This is a genomic window from Paenibacillus sp. ALJ109b (assembly GCF_010747435.1).
GTDB classification, from domain to species: Bacteria; Bacillota; Bacilli; order Paenibacillales; family Paenibacillaceae; genus Paenibacillus; species Paenibacillus taichungensis.
Genome location: NZ_JAAIFP010000012.1, coordinates 143,877 through 163,246, shown reverse-complemented (window position 1 = coordinate 163,246; position 19,370 = coordinate 143,877). Strand labels below are relative to the sequence as shown.

Here is a 19,370-nt window from a genome sequence, read left to right as displayed (position 1 = left end):
CCTTATCCCTACCCTTATCCATATCCATACCCATACCCGCCCATCGTCCCGTTTCCTCTCCCGTTCCCGATTGGCGGACCTTGGTGGCATGGCGGATACCCGGGTGGCGGTTACCCGGGCGGACCACACGGCCCATTCCCTGGAGGTGCCTATCCTGGCGGTCCTCATGGTGGAGGACCTCATGGCGGAGGACCGGGGGGCCCTGGTGGACCTGGCGGAGGTTTCCACGGTCATCGTTTCTTCCACTGGTAAAAAGAACAAAGCAGGAGCTGCTGCCGGCAGCTCCTGTGCTTATTCAACCTTCTGTTAGGACAGCTAATGATACCCTTCTTTGTACAGCATTAGATCTGCTCAATACTCAATCTCATCCATGATCCTTAGATTCCGAGTAGACACTTCCAGTAATTCCGTAAATGTATCTGTCAAATAATAAACAAAATCCGGATCATGCACATACATAATAATCTGTCCGTAAGTCCCCTGCTCAGCCGGATCAAAATCAAGCATTAAATACAGGGAACCGCCCGCCATCGTTGCGAAAGGAATCCATGCTTTATGAAATAAATACGGCTTGATTTCCGGGTCCAGCTTACTAATCTCTTCCGCGGAATAGTGCTCATCCAATTTCTCATCTACTTCACAGAAGTATTGTTTGGTTTCCCGAATTTCCTGCAATGACATCAGATAAAACGGATTACATTCCTCTTTTTCCGCATCGCCTGGATACAAGACATGGAATGCATAACCACTTCCGTCCTTGCGCTGGTAAAAGGCACGAAAATCTTCCGGCAACTGCACATCGAACTGCTTCTCCAATGCGATCAGGGTTTCCTCGGACGCTCCTTTCCGCTGCTGGTACTCCTCATATAACTGCCAAATTTCTTCATCTTGGATTTTTTCGTTCAACAGCTCATTCAGCGCATCGAACAATTTATTCCATTTTGCATTAGCCTCAGGTGTCACGAAACTCCACCTCCTTCTACAGTCATCTCTGCCCGTCCCGCGCATATTCCTATAACCCATTAGTATAAATTCGACCTTCCATCCGTTGAACGTTACCAGCGTAAAGGTTCTTCTCCACGCCATAACACGTAGCGCTCAATTTCACGGAGGTTGCCTGTGCCTATGCCATACTCATCCATCAGATCAGAGTGTAGATCAAGAATATGCAGCATGCCCCCGAACGTACCCACTGCAAGCTTGGACTGGTCAGGAGAGCTCGCCAAGGAATAGATGGTGCTGCCTACAAAATGTCTCCACACTTCCTGCCCATCACCATTCACACAATATAAATATCCGTATGCGTCACCAAGCACCATACCTGCATCCAATTCTACTGCAGCATAAACACGGGCATTCTCATCCATTACAGGCCAATTTTCATTACTCTCATTACCATCGATCGTTTCCAGCTGAACTTGTATTGTAACACCGTTATAAAAGTGACAGGCATTAAACCATACCTCTAAGCTGTCTGCAGTGAATACCGCATAATGTGGATAGCTGGATGCAGGATAAAGCGAATATGTCTTATTCTGTTCGCGATCCAGAACCATATGGTTACTAACCTGGCTGCCGTAGGCAATCCAGCGACCGTCACGTGAGACTGCTGCATGACCCATATCAATCTGTGTATCTTCCAACTCATATTCTTCGATCTCTGCAGGATCCGGGTGCAGCAGGGATACCTGCTCTTGGTCTACCAGGTAGATTCCATAATTGGAGAAGATAAGAACGGATTTCCCATCATTAAATGGAATAAGTCCTTCAAGTGTGCGTTCCGGATGCTCACAGTCAGCAAGGGATTCAATGCGTGGCAAAGCCTTCTGAATACTGGATTGAATATCTTCCCAGCGATACACCGCAAGCTCTTTTCCTTCCAGTTGACGATCTGGTTGTCTGATGATGCGAATACCTTCCGATCCGGCCAGCGCATAGTCTACGCCGTCTGACGAACAACCTGCGAAGGTATACTGAGAGAATGGCAACCATCCATCTTGATCAGCCGTATATACACAGCCATTCTCCGTGAAAGTGCCGGTTGTGAATACTATTGTTTCTGTGTTCAGATAACCTACCACCCGAACGGCCTGCATGGAAGATTGAAAATTTTCGTTCATTGGCCATGTTGCAGCAGGCAGTTCAAGCCGAAGCCGTTCCAAATCCCCTTGAAGATTAGCTTGCTTCACCATCTCCCACACTTCAGTGCTGATTTGCGTTCTGGCATCCTCCGCAAGCTCCGATTCATCCAGTTGTTCTCCTGCCATGCCTCTGCGTACAAATGCATTGACATCTTTTGAGTATCGTTTGCCTTCATTACGCCATGTTTCCGCAATTTCTTCGTTTATCCAACTCAATGATTATTCCTCCACTCCGCCTATGTCCATAACTGTACAGTGATGTGCCAGCAAAAATTGATCCAGATCATGATCCGTTGCACCTTCCATCCCAGGCATTTCTTCATAGAAAAGCGCAATTTCCCTGCCGTTCGCATAATTAAAGCGTAAATAGCCACCCATGGAGACCATAAAAAGCTTACATGTGTACTCATTTTCCATCACTGCATCCCACTTGATTTTACTTTTACACAAATCGGCCAGTTCTTTCATGGAGCCTTCACGCTCAACGTTAACCAAGTGGTAGAACGTATGGTTTCGCAGCTCGTTCCACGGTTCAAAATACGCCGGGGTCAGCGTTTTATCCTGATGGTAATATTCGCAATAGATCTGGTCCAGTGTCTCTCCAAAGTCTGCTTCAGAGCATGTCCACAGAATAATATGCTCATCATGACGCGGGAGCCACAACAATCCCTTCACATCTGGATGAATCGCCAGGAAATCACCATCCACCGAACTGCCGATACTGATGCACTCCTGAAGCTGATCCTGAGTAACTGGTGTATCCTCCGTGTGCATCCAAAAATCATATTCAGCAAAAGGTTTCAATACCTCCTGATCCGGCCGCTGCACATTCATCCAGCCCGTATACGTGCCTTCCCCGTATTGTTCCAGCCATTTGCGATAAGAGGAAGGCAACGAGATGGAATGCTGTTCTTCAAAATGATCCAGTTCCTCAGCGGGTACGGGCTTAAGCGCACGAGTTACAATATACATTCACGACATCTCCCTACGATCGTTTCGTTCAATTCACGACAGTTCATTCAATCGATCAGCAATTCAACCAGGTTAAGGCTAAGCCAATTCTTCCTGCACAATTTCGGTTAGTACACCCTTGCGGTTTACAATGCTAATGGCAAATGCATCATAGCCGTCACGTTTCACCTGCTCAAAATCCATGCGCTCTCCCGTAATTAATTCGTAGGTTCCGTCTTCATCTACATCTTCCCCGAACTCATCATCCCACGGCACGTTGTAAAAGGCAGATAGCTGTACTTCAAATATGTCTTCCCCTTCGACGTCCAGGTAGGGCCGTAGCGGCCTGTTATTAAGGTCTTCCTCTGGATATGTCTCACACAACATGGCATCATAACCATGTTTGGCTGAATCGATGAGCAAGTAACGTTCCCCTGTTACGGTATGCTCTGCATATACAATGAGTGGTGTCGAATCATGCCAGGTTATCAGATCATCTTCGATTAAGTCACCATAATAAAAAATATGGAACTTGTCATGTCCATCGCTCGTTTGCAACTTGCCTTTCCATTCGACTTCATGAGTCTGAACATCCGAAATCTCCCGAACCAAACCTTCCAAATATGTAGGTCCTTTATGTACACCAAATAAATTCATGATCTCGCCTCCGCTTTATTCATTCGAATAGTTACGACTTTATGTTCTTCATCCACATCCAGCTTCACATCGATGTCTAACTTATCATGGAACAAAGCCGTAACGTTGATATAAGGATCACGAGCAGCTTCGCTGCCTCCATTGCTAGAACGACTCATCCCCTGATGAATGATGGATTGAACCAGCTGTCCATCCCCTTTTCCAGTATTTTGATAAGTATAAATCACTTCTTTGTCCTTATTATAAAAATTCAACACCGTTGTAAAATCTTTGGCATTGGTATATTGCTTTTCAGATTTTACATATTCATTTTCTGTGGATTGATAGCTCACTGTACCCGCCAGATAGGGATTATCTTCACTGGGTCGAACATCAAACTCCTGATAAGCGATGTGAAAAAGGTATTGGATATGATTCATATCTACACGGTAATATAACTGCCTGTTGTCTTCCTCCTTGTCCATGGCAGCGAAACTGTTGATGAGCGGCCAGGCTTCATAGGATTTGCCATTCACGTCGACAGCAAGAGCATAATCAGAGAGTACCTTCTCTCTTTGAAACACACCATACGTCTGTAAAATGAAATAGGCTGGAATGAGTAACGTGCCTATAATCACTGCAAATATAGTAATCTTTAAACGAAATTTCATGATCATCCTCCTTTATAACTCCTTCAGGAAAAATCATAGAATGCCGCATTTCATTACCCTCATGGAGTATGACCGAATCCAAACAATCAACATTTACCAGTTGTACTATCTAAAATTATATGAAACTCTGTTGCTGATCACAAGAAACCTAATCAGATAAGCTCATCGTTTTTACAAAAACGACGTCACAAAGTATGTTTCGCATCACAAGGTTGTGGCCTCTATGTTCTTAAATAAGAGGAGACTCTTAATGTTTGGGCTCTCATGATGGTGTATACTCTAAGTCAAAGATTAATTTGCCATTTGTATTGAAATTGGAAACATACAAGAACGCGATTCGATGTGGTACTATATAGCAGTAAAAATAATTTCTTGGGATTGTGATAGGATATGGTTAAATCAGTCGAACATACCTCCTAAAATGAAGAATTCAATATTATTTTTAGGAGGTAATAATTAATGATTTTTAATCGGATTGACGTAGAGAACTGGAGCAGAAAGCCCTATTTCGAACATTATATAAACCATGTTAGATGCACCTATAGTATGACGGCTAATATTGACATAACCCGGTTGCTAGCCAAACTTAAGAATAAGGGAATTAAGCTTTATCCAACCCTAATCCACATGATAACAACGACGGTAAACCGCCACAGGGAGTATCGCACCAGTCTCGATTCCGATGGCAGATTGGGTTATTGGGACAGAATGTCGCCTAGCTTTACCATTTTCCATGATGAAGATAAGAGTTTTTCAAGTATGTGGACTTTGTACAGTGAAGATTTTAATGATTTCTACAAACGATATCTTGATGATCTAGAGAAGTACGGAAATATTAAACAATTTGTTGCGAAACCAAAAGAACCACCAAATACCTTCCCCATTTCTAGTATTCCGTGGGTCAGTTTCTCCAGCTTCAATCTGAACGTCTATAACGAAGGAACCTATTTACTACCCATTTTTACAATGGGAAAATATTTTCAGTCTGACAGAAAGATACTGCTGCCACTATCGGTCCAACTCCATCATGCCGTTTGCGACGGCTACCATGCCAGTATGCTGTACAATGAGTTACAATCACTCGCAGATCAGTATACGAAATGGCTGTGAATCGATTCATTAGTTAAAAAGTTCAAACAAACAGCGTCAGCCCAGGACATCATTTTCTCGTCCCTGGCTGACGCTGTTTTAATTCTCCAATTTTCATAGAGAAGCTATATCATCAGACTGAAAAAACAATAAACTATGTTATCCTTACTGGGCCGTTAAAATCAGCGATTCGTCCGCCGTGATTGCGATCGTATGCTCATATTGCGTCCACAAAACCGCTAACTCTAAACCATCATTTTGCGTAGTGAAGATATATATCTTGAACGAATGACGAAGAAATAGAAGGTCTGTGCCAGCAGAAATGCACCAAATACGGTTAATACCGGAACAGTATAATTCGTAATACCGAATTCAGTCAGAAACGGCTTAACAACAACGAGCGTTTCAACAATTGAGATCAGGATTGGGAAGAAAAAGAGAACCGCGATCTGAATTGTGGATGATCGTTTCATCTCCTGAAAACTGAGACCCATTTTAGACAAGGAATGCACCATTTTCCCATCTGCCTCCAGATCCGTGTGCAGCCTGAAATAGAGAAAGCTGGCTGAGGAGATCGAGAAGATCAGTCCAATGAATATCCCCAAAAAGGTAAAGAGTGCCGTTGTCTGTCTGAATTCTTCGAAGTCAGCATATCGCGTCGTGAAAAAGCCAGAAAAGTCTTTATCATTAGAGTTATTCCTAATGATCTCATCCATGCCCGCCAGCCGATCGCTAACCATTGCTTCGGATGATTGCCGATCAGGGACCGATCCCCCCCATGAAGGGATATGATAAAGATATTTACCGGACACAGAATCTTTGTCCAATTGTCCGGAAAGAGCCTTAAACTCTTCATCACTTACAATAACTAGGGCTGAGGTATATAGAAGCCCGTTGAATTCCGGTTCATTTTCAGTATATTTAATATCGAATGTAACTGGCCCTGAATTCATATCCAGCGTTAACTGATCGCCCTTGGCATAGGAACGAAATCTTTCTTCATGTCGAGGCTTCTCCACATTGCGTGAATCAATGAATATACTGGCATGAGCTGAGAGCGTATAGGTCGGTTTGTTCTGGATTGTGTTGAACTGGTTGAAATCACTTAGAGACATTACACTGATGCCGCTATCATCCGTACTTGTCCAAAAATATTCCAGATAAGCATTCTGATATTGAAGACCCGCAGCGTCAAGAACTTCATTGACGGGTGCCATGTTAGGTTCTTCCGATGCACTGTACACGTTATAACGAATAGGAAAATGATTGTCTCTAAATACTTGTCGATTTTGTTGATCCAGCGACAAAATGACCACTGCACTCATGGAAGCAATCGCAATAACCACTGTCACCATAAACAGCATACGTGCGTTATCTTTTATTTTGTAACTCATCTCGGAAATCCATAGCAAGCGTGTACCATGCCACACCCGTTTGCGATTACGTTTCAACAGACGAATGCCCAGCACGGATAGCTGCGAGTAGAAAAAATACGTACCTGCAATGCCTGTCACAGCAGCGATCAGAATACTCTCACTCGACAAACTGCCGGAAAGCGCAATGAATCCCGTAGCCAGAAACGCAAGCCCGAGAATAGAGAATATCCATGATGCTTTAGGTTCCTTTTTGGGTTTGCTCGAACCCGTTAGCAGCTCCAATGCTCGCTTATTTCCGATAAAGACCAATGTAAACAGGGAAATGCAAAAGAACAGTACTATAAAAGCAATTACCGTAATCAACATGGCCTTCACAGGGAAATAAAAAGGAAGATCTTCCATACCGATAAATCGGGTGGTTAACATCAGGAACAGCTTGGATAATAACATGCCTCCACCTATTCCAGCCACAATGGACAGACATCCGATAAACATATTTTCCAGAATGACCAGTCTTCGAATCTGTCCTGGTTCTGCGCCCAAGATGGTAAGAATACCGAATTCCTTGTTCCGTGATTTCAGAAATGCACTAATGGAATACATAACAAAGAAGATCGCGAAAACGTATACGATGACGGAGGCAACCTGCATTCCCGCTGCCGTAGTCTTGCCTATCGGCATTTTCTCAACAAACGGATGATAGATAAACATCGCATATGCAAAGAAAATCATGACCATGAATGCACTACTTAGGAAAAAGGCGATGTACGCTCGCCCGTTTCGACGAATGTTGTTAAAGGCGAACTGAGGAAAGCTCATGCGAATTCCCTCCCCAGAAGGATAATGTATCAATAATCCGTTGAAAGAACGTCTGGCGGTTATCGCCACGATGCACTTCGGCTGCGAGCTTGCCATCCTTGATAAACACAATCCGATGGCAATAACTTGCGGCAAGTGGATCATGCGTGACCAGCATAATCGTTGTTTTCTCTTGCTGGTTGATCTGTTCAAGCGACTCCATTACCGCTTGAGATGACGTGGAATCCAGCGCACCTGTCGGTTCATCGGCCAGTACAATAGATGGCATATTAATCATGGCCCTGGCAATGGCTGTACGCTGCCGCTGTCCGCCCGAGATTTCATAGACGCGTTTATCCAGAATGTGATCAATTCCAAGGTGAGTGGTAATCCGATTGAGTCTGTTCTCCATCTCCTTCAGCTTGACCTTGTCCAGCGTCAAGGGGAGTACTATATTTTCAGCAACGGTCAAGGTATCGAGCAGATTAAAATCCTGAAATACAAACCCGAGTTCACGGCGTCGGAACATGGCGAGTTCTTTCTTTTTCATATCAAACGGATTCATGCCATTAATCAGCACCTTGCCTGAACTTGGCTCATCAATGGTCGAGACCATATTGAGCAACGTCGTTTTCCCACTGCCCGATGGCCCCATAATCCCTACAAATTCACCCTGCTTGATGGTCAGATGAATATCACTAAGGGCTTGAGTCTGCACTTTGCCCTGATACACTTTGTTTAGTGCCGAAACTTGTAACATTTCCATGGTGTTTCCCCTCCAACTAAACTATGCTTTCTTTTCATATCCTTATCCTAAACGACCTCCTACAACCCTGCTATCGATTTACCTTAAACTTTCCTTACACAGCGTTTAAGGTTATGTTCCCCCTCCTTCCTATTCCATAAAAAAAGCACCTCGCCCATAGGCAAAGCACCTCTATTTTCGATTCATCCAGCTGAATCGGACCAATGTTCCTTCATCCGGTTTGGAGAACAATTCTATCTGGTTACCCAAACGTGTACTTATCTCACGGACCAGATATAGTCCCATACCCGTAGATTCATGATACTGTCTTCCCCGCTCTCCGGTGAAGTAAGGATTAAATACACGTTGAATATCTTCAGCCGATATGCCGATACCCTGATCCTGAATATCTAATACGATTCGTTCTTCCTTCATATAGGCAGTAATCATGACTTTTTTTCCTACTTTGCTATCTGAGTAATTGACGGCATTGGTCAAAATCTGGGTAAACATGAACCGCAGCCATTTGGAGTCACTATAGACTCGAAGGTCGTTGTCCATTCGGATATCCGGCGTAATTCCTCTGCGAATAAACAAACGTCGATTCTCAGCTACGCTGCTTCTAACCACCTCGGGTAGAGACAAAAGCTCTACGCGAAAATCCCCTTCGAACTGTTCCAGGCGTGAAGAATGAAGTACCATTTCCAACCCTTTGCGCATTTTATCCAGCTCATCCTGTATGCTGCCAGCAGTTTTATCATCATCCACATCTTCCAGGGTCAACTGAATAATGGACAAGGGTGTCTTCATCTGATGGACCCAACGATTCATGAATACAACCTGCTGCTCACTATGAATGCGCAATTGACCCATCTCATTCTGACGGTTACGCTCCAGTTCATGCATCAATTCCTGTAAAGAATTAGCCACAGGGGCATTACCGAGTGATTGGAAAGGCTCTTGTACCAGCCGTTGTGGTTGCTGGAGCACACGGTAATATGGATGGAGCTGGAAATAACGCACGGTCAGATACACGAGCAATACCACTGTACTCAGAAACATGCCATAAAGAACAATCCTCATGGGGCGATCCTCACCTGAAAGCCAATATACACATGGGACAAGTAGCATTTGCAGCAAATAAAATCCGATGAGGGGTAGCTGATCTCTTAAGAACAGTTTCATTGTCGGTCCTCTTGGACAGGTGACTCCAAATCAAGCAATCGATAGCCCGCTCCGCGAACGGTTTCCAAAACTTCTTCAGCCCCCAGATCCTTCAGCTTGCGGCGAACACGTGTAATGTACACATTCAACGTATTATCATCAATAAAATGCTGATCCTCCCACATCAGTTCAAGCAAACGTTCCCGGCCCACGACCCGACCTGCCTTGGCCATCAGCGCTTCGACCAATATGGATTCCTTCTGAGTCAGCTCCACGTAAAGACCATTGAACTCCAGTACATATCTTTCGGGGTACAGTAGCATAGAGCCATTTTTCACTTTCATTTCTGGTTGAACAGCTGCATACATCCCATATGCTCTACGCAGGTGACTACGAACTTTAGCAAGTACGACCTCATATTGAAAAGGCTTCGTAATATAATCATCCGCCCCATGTTCCAGCGCCATAACCTGATCCATGCCACTGTCACGAGCCGAAATAAATAGAATGGGACATATGGAATGCGAACGGATCTGTCTACACCAGTAGTAGCCATCAAATTGAGGCAGATTTACATCCATCAATACCAAATCCGGGCCGATCTGCACGAATTCATCCAGAACATGACGGAAATCTGCCACAATCTGCACTTGAAAACCATTTCGGATCAGATATTCACCCAGCAATCCTGCGAGCTTGGCATCATCTTCAACCAGCAATATCGATTGCATCGTCAACCTTCTTTCCGTTCCCTGACATATCTTCTACATCTAGTTTACCATTCTAGTCAAAAACGGATTGGAAATAAAGGATCAGACCACTAAACGTCCACGTTTCTCTGCCAAGCCAATGGTCGCTTCCACTCCGGAATTAAATTCGAGAAAGTCCTGTTCTACCCCATCACTGAAAATAACACCGTCCTCCGGCATCTGGGAGACAATCTGCAAAGGCTGTTTCGGATGAATCTGTCCAAACACGAGATCGGCTGCAGTCGTCCGGCTGGGGAAAGGTTCACGTACTGTAAAATACAGATAAGGCGCATCCCAGCCAAAGTGATTCATGTCGCTCATACTTCCCTGTGCAGATGCTGTCGCAGCGCTATGTGCTTCTGAATAACCTTTCCCTCTAGGGTTCGAGTTTGAATGAGGGCTTCCGCTGTCTCTATCGGGAAGGAACGCTTCACCCGATTGGATGTGCTGCCACGCTTCCGAACCCACGACTCCAGCAGCACCTGCCAGCACACTTTTGAACCAGCCCGTCGATCCCATTCCCGTGGATACAATCACTCCGCTGGAGGATTGTTGTTCTACCGATGAACCCATGCGAACTTCATAACGAGCAGATACATGCGTCTTTCGGCCAATGAACAGATCGTTGACGCCATAGAGATACTGCCCATCATTCAGCTCCACTTTGGCCAGAGTCACTTCTTTCAGGGAGCGACGTTTACGAATAACATCAGGAATTATCAAGCTTAGATCCTCTACCGTAAATGGCAGCAATACCCCGTCCCAACGCATTGGGTCAGGATTCACACCAATGAGCGGCTGCTCGGTTACATACTTGAGCGTATTGGCAACAAGTCCATCCTGTCCGATCACTACCACAATGTCCTGTGCTCCAAAAATAAAGTTGGGCACATGTTCCCGATCAATGGTCTGAACCCGGCCCAGTTGGCTGAGCTGCTGCTGGGCCTGCTGCACGGAATGATGATAACGTCTGTCCTCCTCCATGTAATCACTGAAGTCTGCTCCCAGGCGTTCGATATAGAACTGGGCTTGTTGGACCGTGTTATAACGGACCACCAATTCTTCCAGCCTCGTTCTGCGTTTGACCAGAATCAACTTGTATTCAGTCATAGGTTCTCCTCCCGCAGTGTGTGCAACTTCAGTCTGGCTTGCCTTCCCAAGTCTCATCGTGCCCGACCTCCCTGCTGGTCTCTTGTCGGTGGATTCATCAATCCTTGCAGCAGATCCGGCGAAATGTTAAGCTGTCCAATTTTCCCGGCATTCTCAGCCAGCTCCTGGAATGCAAGGGCAATCAATTTATCCGAGTTCATACCCATGTTAGCCATCGCCTGTAGCACGCTAGGTTCCACCTGTTGTAACGAGTTCATCACGGCTGCAATTTCATAGGCTTTGGCATCAGCTTCGGCATTCTGATTGGCAATCGTTAATTCTATAAGCTGTTGTTTGCGTTCCTCCATCGCCGTATTGAATTGAAGCTGTTCCTGTTCCATCTCATTCTGTTTCTGTTTCACCGAGCGCTCAGCATGTAATTGCGTTTCTCGAATCTGCTGTTTCTTCGTCTCAACGGCAATTTCCGTGTTTAGTTCGTTCTCCTTCACTTTCCGCTCCTGTTCAATGGATGCATTGCGACGTACATACAGCGCTTCGTCGGCTTGGCGTAAAATCTCTTCCCGCGCTTGTGCTTCCAGTGCACGCATCGTCTCTTTATTAGGCAAAATAGCCAGAATGGACAGACTCATCAGTTCTACGCCCAATTTCTCCAGTTCCTCACTCTGCACCACTTCCCGTTTCATGCTGCTGGCCAGCCGTTCACTCGATTGAATAGCTTCCTTCAGGGGCATTTGCTCCAGATGTTTTTTGGTCAGCACTTTGGCGGTCGTAATCACACGTTGATCCAATTTGCCAGGATCGTCGGAGATATATCTGTTTTTGCGCAAATTGTACGTGTAGTTCAAGCTTTGGGTGATTTTCATATAATCAACGATACGATAGCTCAGTTGACCCTGAACTGTAACTGTTTGATAATCGGCTGTTATTTCTTCGAACATAAAGGGTACATCCACCGAAGATACAGGCAGAACCACCACCGATGTCGTCGGCTCATAATAGTAGAAGGACAAACCCACACCTTGACGTTGCACCTGCCCATTCTTCACTTTCATTACGTACTCACTGGGTTGAAACTTCACGAATCGGAATCCAAACATCGCTCATTCCCCATTTCCTAATATTGTCGTTTTGATATTATCGAAATGATAACAAACGAATTCAATATTGTCAATATGACATTAACAACTTTTTTTTTGCTTTCGACATCAAAAAAAAGACCTACCTTAGGCTGAAGCCTTAAAGTAGGTCCATTTCTATAATTATAGCCAGTAATGGCAACTCATAATGAGTTAGGTTATGCGAGGCGCTAGCCTAACATCAGGAGTCATCACCTTGTTAATCAACGTTCATCATTTATTTGTTTTGTTCAGCGCTCTTCAAGATCAGATCAACAAACAAATCAATCTGGGCAGTAATGGCGATCGGATCATATCGATAGAATGTGTCAAAATCATTCTCGAAGAATCGGTGATTCTTCACCGCATCCAGACCATTCCATACTTTGGACTGTTTGAATTCCTTCAGCGCTTCGCCTTTTTTCTCAGGGTCGTACACCGTCATGAACATGTAATCAGTAGCGTATTCTGGTAGTACTTCGAGCGATAGTTGCACGGTCTGATTGTCTTTGCTCACTTTGCTCGGCATTTTCAGCTTCAAAGCATTGTATACAACTTGTCCTCCCCGGCCTGCGTTGTCGCCAAAGATCCACAGATCTCCTTTGTCCGTCAACTCGTATAATCCAACGGTCGTATTTTCGTCCACGATGCCTTTCAGCTTCTCGCGTCCTTCTGCTGCCTTTTTCTCATAATCGGCAATGAACGCCTTCGCCTGATCTGGTTGACCAATCAAATCACCAAACAGTTCAACTGTCTTGTAGATATCTGTCGCTGTACCATATGGGATATGGACAGTTGGTGCAATTTTGGAAAGTTCCTCGTAGTTATCATCATACATCACAACGATTAGGTCAGGTTGTAATTCCAGCGTCTTCTCCACGTTCACTGGATAACCCACATCTGTGGTGTCTTTTAGCTTGTCCTTAATGAACGGGTTATCAAAGGCACTTGGCTCTACACCAATTAAGTTACCGCCTACAGACAGAATCTCGCCCCCGTAGTAATCGGTCACGATGCGTTTCGGATGTGCAGGAATGGTAACCGTCCCTTTATCCGTCTCATATTCACGTGTTTCACTTTCCGATGATTCATTCTGAGCTGTATCGGTTCCAGTGGATTCCTGATTCTCAGTCGTCTGTCCTGAGCCGCTTCCCGTTTCATCCGTTGTCTTTCCTGCATTTCCGCAGCCCGCAAGAACTAGCGTAAACACAATAAATAACGTGCAAATGGAAAGAATCGATTTGGATTTAAACATAAACATGATGCCCCCTATAATTCAACGCTTTTTGTGATAATGGTAATCATTATCATTGGAATCATAGCAGAATTGATTACTAACTGTCTACCATTTTAATTGAAATCCATAAACATAGGGAACGAGTCAGAGAGACCCGATCCCTATATCATATATACACTTAGAATTTATAAATCTGCTCCATCATTCTGGCTACAGCGACTGCACCCTGTGCACGATTAGCATGCAGTTTAGGCGCAAACGAGCCATCTGCCATTCCTTTAAGCAGGCCTTGCTCCTGCATCGCTGCAACAGCTTGTTTTGCATATTCAGCGATATCTGCGTTGTCATTAAATGCGGTGCTGTTGGGTGTTGTATCAACGGTTGCACTGGTGTTCTGCTTCATGACCTGTACCGCACGGTTTAACATTACCGCCATGTCCTCACGGGTAATACGTTCATTTGCTGCAAACGAACCGTCTGCTCGGCCTTGCACGATCCCCATCTCCAAACCAAGGCGTACGAAATCTGAATACCACTGATCACTCTTCACATCCATTGGAGCTGAAGTGGATGTATCCGGCAAACGTGATTCGCCAATCCCCTTCATGATCATTTGCAGAAATTGTGCACGTGTCAGTTCTGCTTGCGGACTGAACCGGGTATCTGTCATGCCTGAAATGATTCCTTTTCCATACAGATTCTGAACCTCTTTAATGGCCCAGGAGTAGGATTGCAAATCATTCAATGGCACCTGCACTTCAGTAATCACGAAACGGCCTGATTGAAGCGGCTTGTAAGCCAGACTTTGGGTCATTTCATCATATTGAGTAAAGGTTACCGGTTTCATTTCACCATTTGGCAAAAGGGATTGAATAACCAGCACAACGTCTTCTGCATTTGAATTTTGAACATTCGACATCGCTATTTCAATGGATCTGTCTGTCCACTGTAACGGCTGTCCGTTTAACATGAGATCCACACTGACCACGTTGCGGTTACCGATGGCTTTCTTATGCGCTTCAGACAGATTGGCTGTGGAGTCTTCGGCTAGAATTACATCCATTGTACCCCCATCTTCATTACGAGCATCCTTCAATACACTTAACGGGATGCGGACAGATGTCTGCTTCATGATGAGCTCCAGCGACTGTAATGCCTGAGTACTTGCCCATTCCTGAAGTTGATTTGCATTGAGCTGGAAGGTCACAGCCTTTGTATCCTTGGGAACATCTGCAATCAAGGTTAGCTTTTTGCTCCCTGCTCCCATTCCGTCAATCATTTGAGACAACTGTTTCATCTCAGGTTGAATCACATAGGTGCCCGCTCCGGTACTTGTCCCTTTGAATGTAATGGAACCACTTTCTCCTGGATTACTGGATTCAACAGGTGGCGTTATAGGAGAATTGCCGGGATTCTGGGATGATCCAGGCGTGGAAGGCTGTGCAGGTTGACCCGGCTGTGATGGCTGACCCGGGGTCGACTCTTGCCTTACAAGCTGACTAACCGCCTCTTTCAATGCGTTATCCGCAGCACTGATTTCCTGTGCGCTGGCTTCTGCATCATCCATAAGCACATGAGCAAACGACAATGCCTGTGCAAACCCATTCCAGCTTGCGGCCGTGTAATTACTTTGATGCAGCTTCACAGCGGAATTCACTGTAGTCTCCAGGGCAGATTTGTCCGCCGGGAAAACCCCGTACGCTTCAAAATCCATAAAGCCTACCCACTGAGAACCAGCGGTAATGGTCAGTTTAATATAACGCGCCTCCGTGCCTGCGGGCAGGATATGTCTTGGACTGGTGGATACAACCACATCACTTGTTGTATCCACGACTTTGACAAAGTTCTTGTTATCGTTGGATACTTCGATCTTGTATTTAATGCCTCCACTCCACATGGACATTTCCAGCTTACGGATCACAGCGGTCGCCCCCAGATCCACTTGCCACCAACTATCCACACTTTGGTCTGTTCCCCATGAAGTAGTGGGGTCACTGTCAATCGCTCCCTCAGGCGAGTTGTCTTTTCCACCACCTGTACCGGCACTGCTTGATGCGGTAGCTGTTTTACCTGTTGTTAATGCCTCCAGCAAAACAAGGTTGTTATTGGCTTTCTGAAGTATTGTCAGAGCCTCCTGCACTTCCGATTGTATGGCATCCTGCTTGTCTCTGACCGTGATTGCCGATAACAATGCCGCTTTCAGGTTTGCCCAGCTTCGCTGAGTATACGAAGATTCGGTCAGCTGCTGGGTTTCACCGATAAACTGTGTCAGCTCCGTTTTGTCTACATTGGACAACCCATGGATGGCTGCTTCCACTTGTTTTGCTGCTGTATTCACCTCGGTCTGGGTGGCTCTTGGATCTGTCATAACCTGTTCTGCACGAGTAAGAGCCTTGGTCAGAACAGCCCATGTTGCAGCAGACCAATCCGCTTGTTTATATGTTTTGGCTTCGGCAATGATTGCCTCGAGAGCGTTCCGATTCGCCGCTATAACATCAAGCTGCTGCATAACCTCATTAAGAGCGGCAGTCGCAGCGTTCGTATCCTGTTGGGTTACACCACCAGATGTATAAGCCAATTTGTACGTATTCTCGGCTGCTGCAATGGCTGGAGCGAGTGTGGTCCAGCTTTCAGATGTGAAATCACTGGATTCAAGCGCCTGTGCACGTGTAATGGCTGCCGACAACTCTTTCCGATCTGCAGGCAGAATCTCCAGGCCACGTTTGTACACATCCAGCGATGGCAGAGCACGTCCTTCATACGAGTAACCGCCATTCGCCGGATATTCGTCATAATCGAACATGGCGTGATTCTCCCATGCGTCTCCCTCGGAAGCAATCCAGCCTACATCGGCTGCAATCCATGCAGGCTCCCAATAGAAGAACCCAGCTCCCTTCTGATCCGGAACTTGTGAGATCATGTCCATGATGCCTGCAATGGCATCGTATTGTCCCTGTACAGTTGCCGGGAAGGTAGCCCCTCCCACATTCAGCGTTTCCGGGTTGCCAATAATATTGCCATGAGCGTCCCCGTTTTTATACGAGAATGGATATGACGTTTCAGCAATAATGACTTCTTTTCCATATTTCGCAGATACTTCATTCATCGTTCTGCGCACATCTTCGAATGTCCCATGCCAGAATGGATAATAGGAAAGGCCGATAATATCGTACTCCAAATGACGTTTCTGCAATTCGCCAAAGTACCAGTCAAATGTATCGGCTTTACCCCCTTCAGCCAGATGGATCATGATTTGAACCTGATCTCCGCCTTGGATACTTCGAACGCCATCCACTCCTCGCTGAAGTAAGGCAACGTTCTCATCAAAGTCGACATTACTCTTCAATCCGTTTAACACGCCGCTGTTAATTTCGTTACCGATCTGTACCATATCGGGCATCGCGCCCGCATCCTTCATCTCGCCTACCACTTCACGCGTGTAATCATACACAGCTGTCTTCAGTTCATCAAATGAAAGGTTTTCCCAGGCCTTCGGGCGAAGCTGTTGACCGGGATGCGCCCATTCATCGGAATAATGGAAGTCGAGCAGGATCTTCATGCCTTTCTCTTTTACCCGCTGGGCCAGACGAATCACATCTTCCTTGTCGTTGTACCCATTGGATTTCTGTGGATCATTCCACAGACGAAGCCGCACATAGTTCACGCCACGGTCTTTGAGAATATCGAGCAGATCGCGTTCTGCTCCATTGCTGTCCAGATAATAACCTCCATTATCCTCAATGGCAGTTAATGTGGAAATATCCACCCCTCTGACAAAATCACTGCGATATCCTTCTACCGTAACGGTAGCTTCAGGTTGAATGGGAGCACCATATACATCACCCGTAACAGTAAAGCTGCCTGCTGATGCATATTGTGGAGGGGCAACTTCCTCCCATGCCACCGGGACAAGGCCCGATTTCCCGTTCTGGTAATGTGCCGTGACTTTTGCTGGCAGAACAGGAGCAGTACGACTTACGGTAGACACGTTGACCGGATCATATTTCACGATGTCTGCCGGGTTCCGTACCTCTTCCTCTCCCCAGATTTGGAATTCGGAAATGCCAGGCCAGTAGTTTGGACCCGCATAATAAGGAATCGTGACCTTCACATACTGAACCGCATCTGCCTGAAAATCCAGATTGACCTGTGATTCCGCTTTATCGTTGGCAGAGTGATCTTCAACAGGTGTCCATGTATTTCCGTCCTCAGAAACTTCAACCAAAAACTTCACAACCTCGTTTTCATCCTTCCACGTTAGTTCTGCACCGGAAAGGTTGTATGAAGCCCCCAAGTTTACCGTCAGCCAATGCGGTTGATCTACTGAAGTAGGACTGTCCGCACTCCATTTTGTATCTCCATTGCCATCCACCGCTTTTTCTTTATAGCCCTCCCATTGTAGATCCTCTGAGCTGACCGTAACCGCCTTATTCAGCGCAACGTTTACTTTCTCTGCTGCTGCTGCGGGCCGAACTACCAGACCCAAATCACAGAACAACAACAGTAATACGAGACAGCCGCTTATGTATCTTTTGTGCACGCTTGATCTCCCCCTTATCATTTGTTTGGTCACCTTTGAACAATGAATGTTGTAAATCATTATCATTGTAAGCGCTTTACATCAAACGAGGACACGATATTATGCCAAGGAAACAGCAGTTATTTTAACACATCGAGTGGTAATTCCTTGCTCACTGTGGATCGATTCCCATTCCTAACAAAAAAAATCTGTCCCTCTGCCTGATTAGGCAGATTGGAACAGATTTTAGCCTTACTATATGCTTACTTGCTGAGCTTCAGCTCCAGTTGAACCTGAATGTCATTTTCAGTAGAAAGGACCACCGAATGTGGATTCTCCATACCAAAATCTTCAAAGGTAACCATCGTTGTGGCGGACAACAACACTTGGTCATTTTCATAAGCGGCTTTTACGTCAAACGTAACCTCTTTCTCAATCCCTTTTACCGTTAGGGTTCCGTTCATTTTAAAGTCTACGGTCTGCCCTGCCGGCCATTCCGTTGGTACACCTTCAAATGAGGTAGCCGTAAATGCAGCTTGTGGATGGGTGGAAACATCGAAGAAATCAGCTTCTTTCACATGTCCATCCCGCTGGCTATTGCCTGAATCAATGTCACTCAGCTCAATCTGTCCATCCGCTTTCATCTGGGACGCATCGTCTACATTAAGGTTCAAGTTACCACTAACCTGCTCGTCCGCAAAATTGACCGTCTCCCGGGATGTCGTTACCGAAAAATATACTTTCGAACCTTCGCTGATGCTCCAGTCTCCATTCAATTGCTCTGCTCCCGCTGCAACGTTGGATACGCTTGTACCACTGTCCGATCCGGCTTCCGTTGTGGAAGCTGCAGTGCTGGCAGGCAGCACCTGTTCAATCTCAACGTTGTTGCCCAGGTAACTGTTCGCGAAATAGTACCCTCCGCCCCCAAGAATGACGATTGCTGCCGCACCTGAGATCATCCATGTTTTTGCCTTTTTATTCATCTCTATTTTCCTCCAATGGGTAACTGTATAAGTTGGTTATTTATCAGCATCTTACCAGCCCAATGTGTCAAGATGACGTCAAGAAA

Annotated in this window: 16 protein-coding genes; 2 read left to right on the top strand and 14 right to left on the bottom strand. The window is 45.7% G+C overall.

All coding sequences use genetic code 11. From position 1 onward, the window contains the following. Positions 1 to 181 precede the first annotated feature (181 nt). Positions 182 to 310, top strand: a complete 129-nt coding sequence (locus G3352_RS31430) for a hypothetical protein (RefSeq protein ID WP_275898428.1) — start codon at positions 182 to 184, stop codon at positions 308 to 310. Positions 311 to 351: 41 nt separating this feature from the next. Here G3352_RS31430 and G3352_RS14525 read toward each other — a convergent pair whose 3' ends face one another. The 5 genes from G3352_RS14525 to G3352_RS14505 form a co-directional block, all read right to left on the bottom strand. Beyond that, entirely contained in the window at positions 352 to 963 is a 612-nt protein-coding gene (locus tag G3352_RS14525; protein ID WP_345940761.1) for an SMI1/KNR4 family protein, read from the bottom strand. A 92-nt stretch (positions 964 to 1,055) separates the two neighbouring features. Further along, on the bottom strand, positions 1,056 to 2,357 hold the full coding sequence (locus tag G3352_RS14520; protein ID WP_163757468.1) for a hypothetical protein: 1,302 nt from the start codon (positions 2,355 to 2,357) through the stop codon (positions 1,056 to 1,058). A gap of 3 nt (positions 2,358 to 2,360) precedes the next feature. Continuing rightward, the gene (locus tag G3352_RS14515) at positions 2,361 to 3,113 is read right to left on the bottom strand and encodes an SMI1/KNR4 family protein (RefSeq protein ID WP_163757465.1); all 753 of its coding nucleotides are present in this window, start codon (positions 3,111 to 3,113) and stop codon (positions 2,361 to 2,363) included. A 78-nt stretch (positions 3,114 to 3,191) separates the two neighbouring features. Beyond that, positions 3,192 to 3,749, bottom strand: a complete 558-nt coding sequence (locus tag G3352_RS14510; protein ID WP_163757463.1) for a hypothetical protein — start codon at positions 3,747 to 3,749, stop codon at positions 3,192 to 3,194. After that, positions 3,746 to 4,399, bottom strand: coding sequence for a hypothetical protein (locus G3352_RS14505; RefSeq protein ID WP_163757461.1), 654 nt, complete (start codon positions 4,397 to 4,399; stop codon positions 3,746 to 3,748). The genes G3352_RS14510 and G3352_RS14505 overlap by 4 nt, the downstream gene beginning before the upstream one ends. Positions 4,400 to 4,858: 459 nt before the next feature. Between G3352_RS14505 and catA the strand changes: the two genes are divergently transcribed. Then, positions 4,859 to 5,509 carry a type A chloramphenicol O-acetyltransferase gene (gene catA, locus G3352_RS14500; RefSeq protein WP_163757459.1) on the top strand — a complete coding sequence of 217 codons (651 nt, stop codon included), beginning with the start codon at positions 4,859 to 4,861 and terminating at the stop codon, positions 5,507 to 5,509. A 224-nt stretch (positions 5,510 to 5,733) separates the two neighbouring features. Here the strand turns inward: catA and G3352_RS14495 are convergent, their stop codons facing one another. The 9 genes from G3352_RS14495 to G3352_RS14455 all read right to left on the bottom strand — a co-directional run bounded on the left by G3352_RS14495 (position 5,734) and on the right by G3352_RS14455 (position 19,284). Then, positions 5,734 to 7,683 (bottom strand): FtsX-like permease family protein, encoded by a 1,950-nt coding sequence (locus G3352_RS14495; RefSeq protein ID WP_163757457.1) that lies wholly within the window; start codon positions 7,681 to 7,683, stop codon positions 5,734 to 5,736. Further along, positions 7,658 to 8,428, bottom strand: a complete 771-nt coding sequence (locus G3352_RS14490) for an ABC transporter ATP-binding protein (RefSeq protein ID WP_163757455.1) — start codon at positions 8,426 to 8,428, stop codon at positions 7,658 to 7,660. The genes G3352_RS14495 and G3352_RS14490 overlap by 26 nt, the downstream gene beginning before the upstream one ends. 171 nt (positions 8,429 to 8,599) lie before the next feature. Then, positions 8,600 to 9,490, bottom strand: coding sequence for a sensor histidine kinase (locus tag G3352_RS14485; protein ID WP_345940760.1), 891 nt, complete (start codon positions 9,488 to 9,490; stop codon positions 8,600 to 8,602). Positions 9,491 to 9,588: 98 nt separating this feature from the next. Beyond that, the gene (locus G3352_RS14480) at positions 9,589 to 10,302 is read right to left on the bottom strand and encodes a response regulator transcription factor (RefSeq protein ID WP_163757451.1); all 714 of its coding nucleotides are present in this window, start codon (positions 10,300 to 10,302) and stop codon (positions 9,589 to 9,591) included. Between the two features lie 81 nt (positions 10,303 to 10,383). Beyond that, positions 10,384 to 11,487 (bottom strand): diacylglycerol kinase catalytic domain-containing protein, encoded by a 1,104-nt coding sequence (locus G3352_RS14475; RefSeq protein WP_240343079.1) that lies wholly within the window; start codon positions 11,485 to 11,487, stop codon positions 10,384 to 10,386. Further along, positions 11,484 to 12,527 carry an SPFH domain-containing protein gene (locus G3352_RS14470; RefSeq protein WP_163757449.1) on the bottom strand — a complete coding sequence of 348 codons (1,044 nt, stop codon included), beginning with the start codon at positions 12,525 to 12,527 and terminating at the stop codon, positions 11,484 to 11,486. The genes G3352_RS14475 and G3352_RS14470 overlap by 4 nt, the downstream gene beginning before the upstream one ends. Before the next feature lie 256 nt (positions 12,528 to 12,783). Then, complete coding sequence (locus tag G3352_RS14465) at positions 12,784 to 13,800, bottom strand: iron-hydroxamate ABC transporter substrate-binding protein (protein ID WP_163757447.1); 1,017 nt, start codon at positions 13,798 to 13,800, stop codon at positions 12,784 to 12,786. A 160-nt stretch (positions 13,801 to 13,960) separates the two neighbouring features. Beyond that, positions 13,961 to 18,322 carry a glycosyl hydrolase 53 family protein gene (locus G3352_RS14460; protein WP_163757445.1) on the bottom strand — a complete coding sequence of 1,454 codons (4,362 nt, stop codon included), beginning with the start codon at positions 18,320 to 18,322 and terminating at the stop codon, positions 13,961 to 13,963. 242 nt (positions 18,323 to 18,564) lie between these two features. Next, entirely contained in the window at positions 18,565 to 19,284 is a 720-nt protein-coding gene (locus G3352_RS14455) for a YceI family protein (RefSeq protein ID WP_163757444.1), read from the bottom strand. Positions 19,285 to 19,370 lie beyond the last annotated feature (86 nt).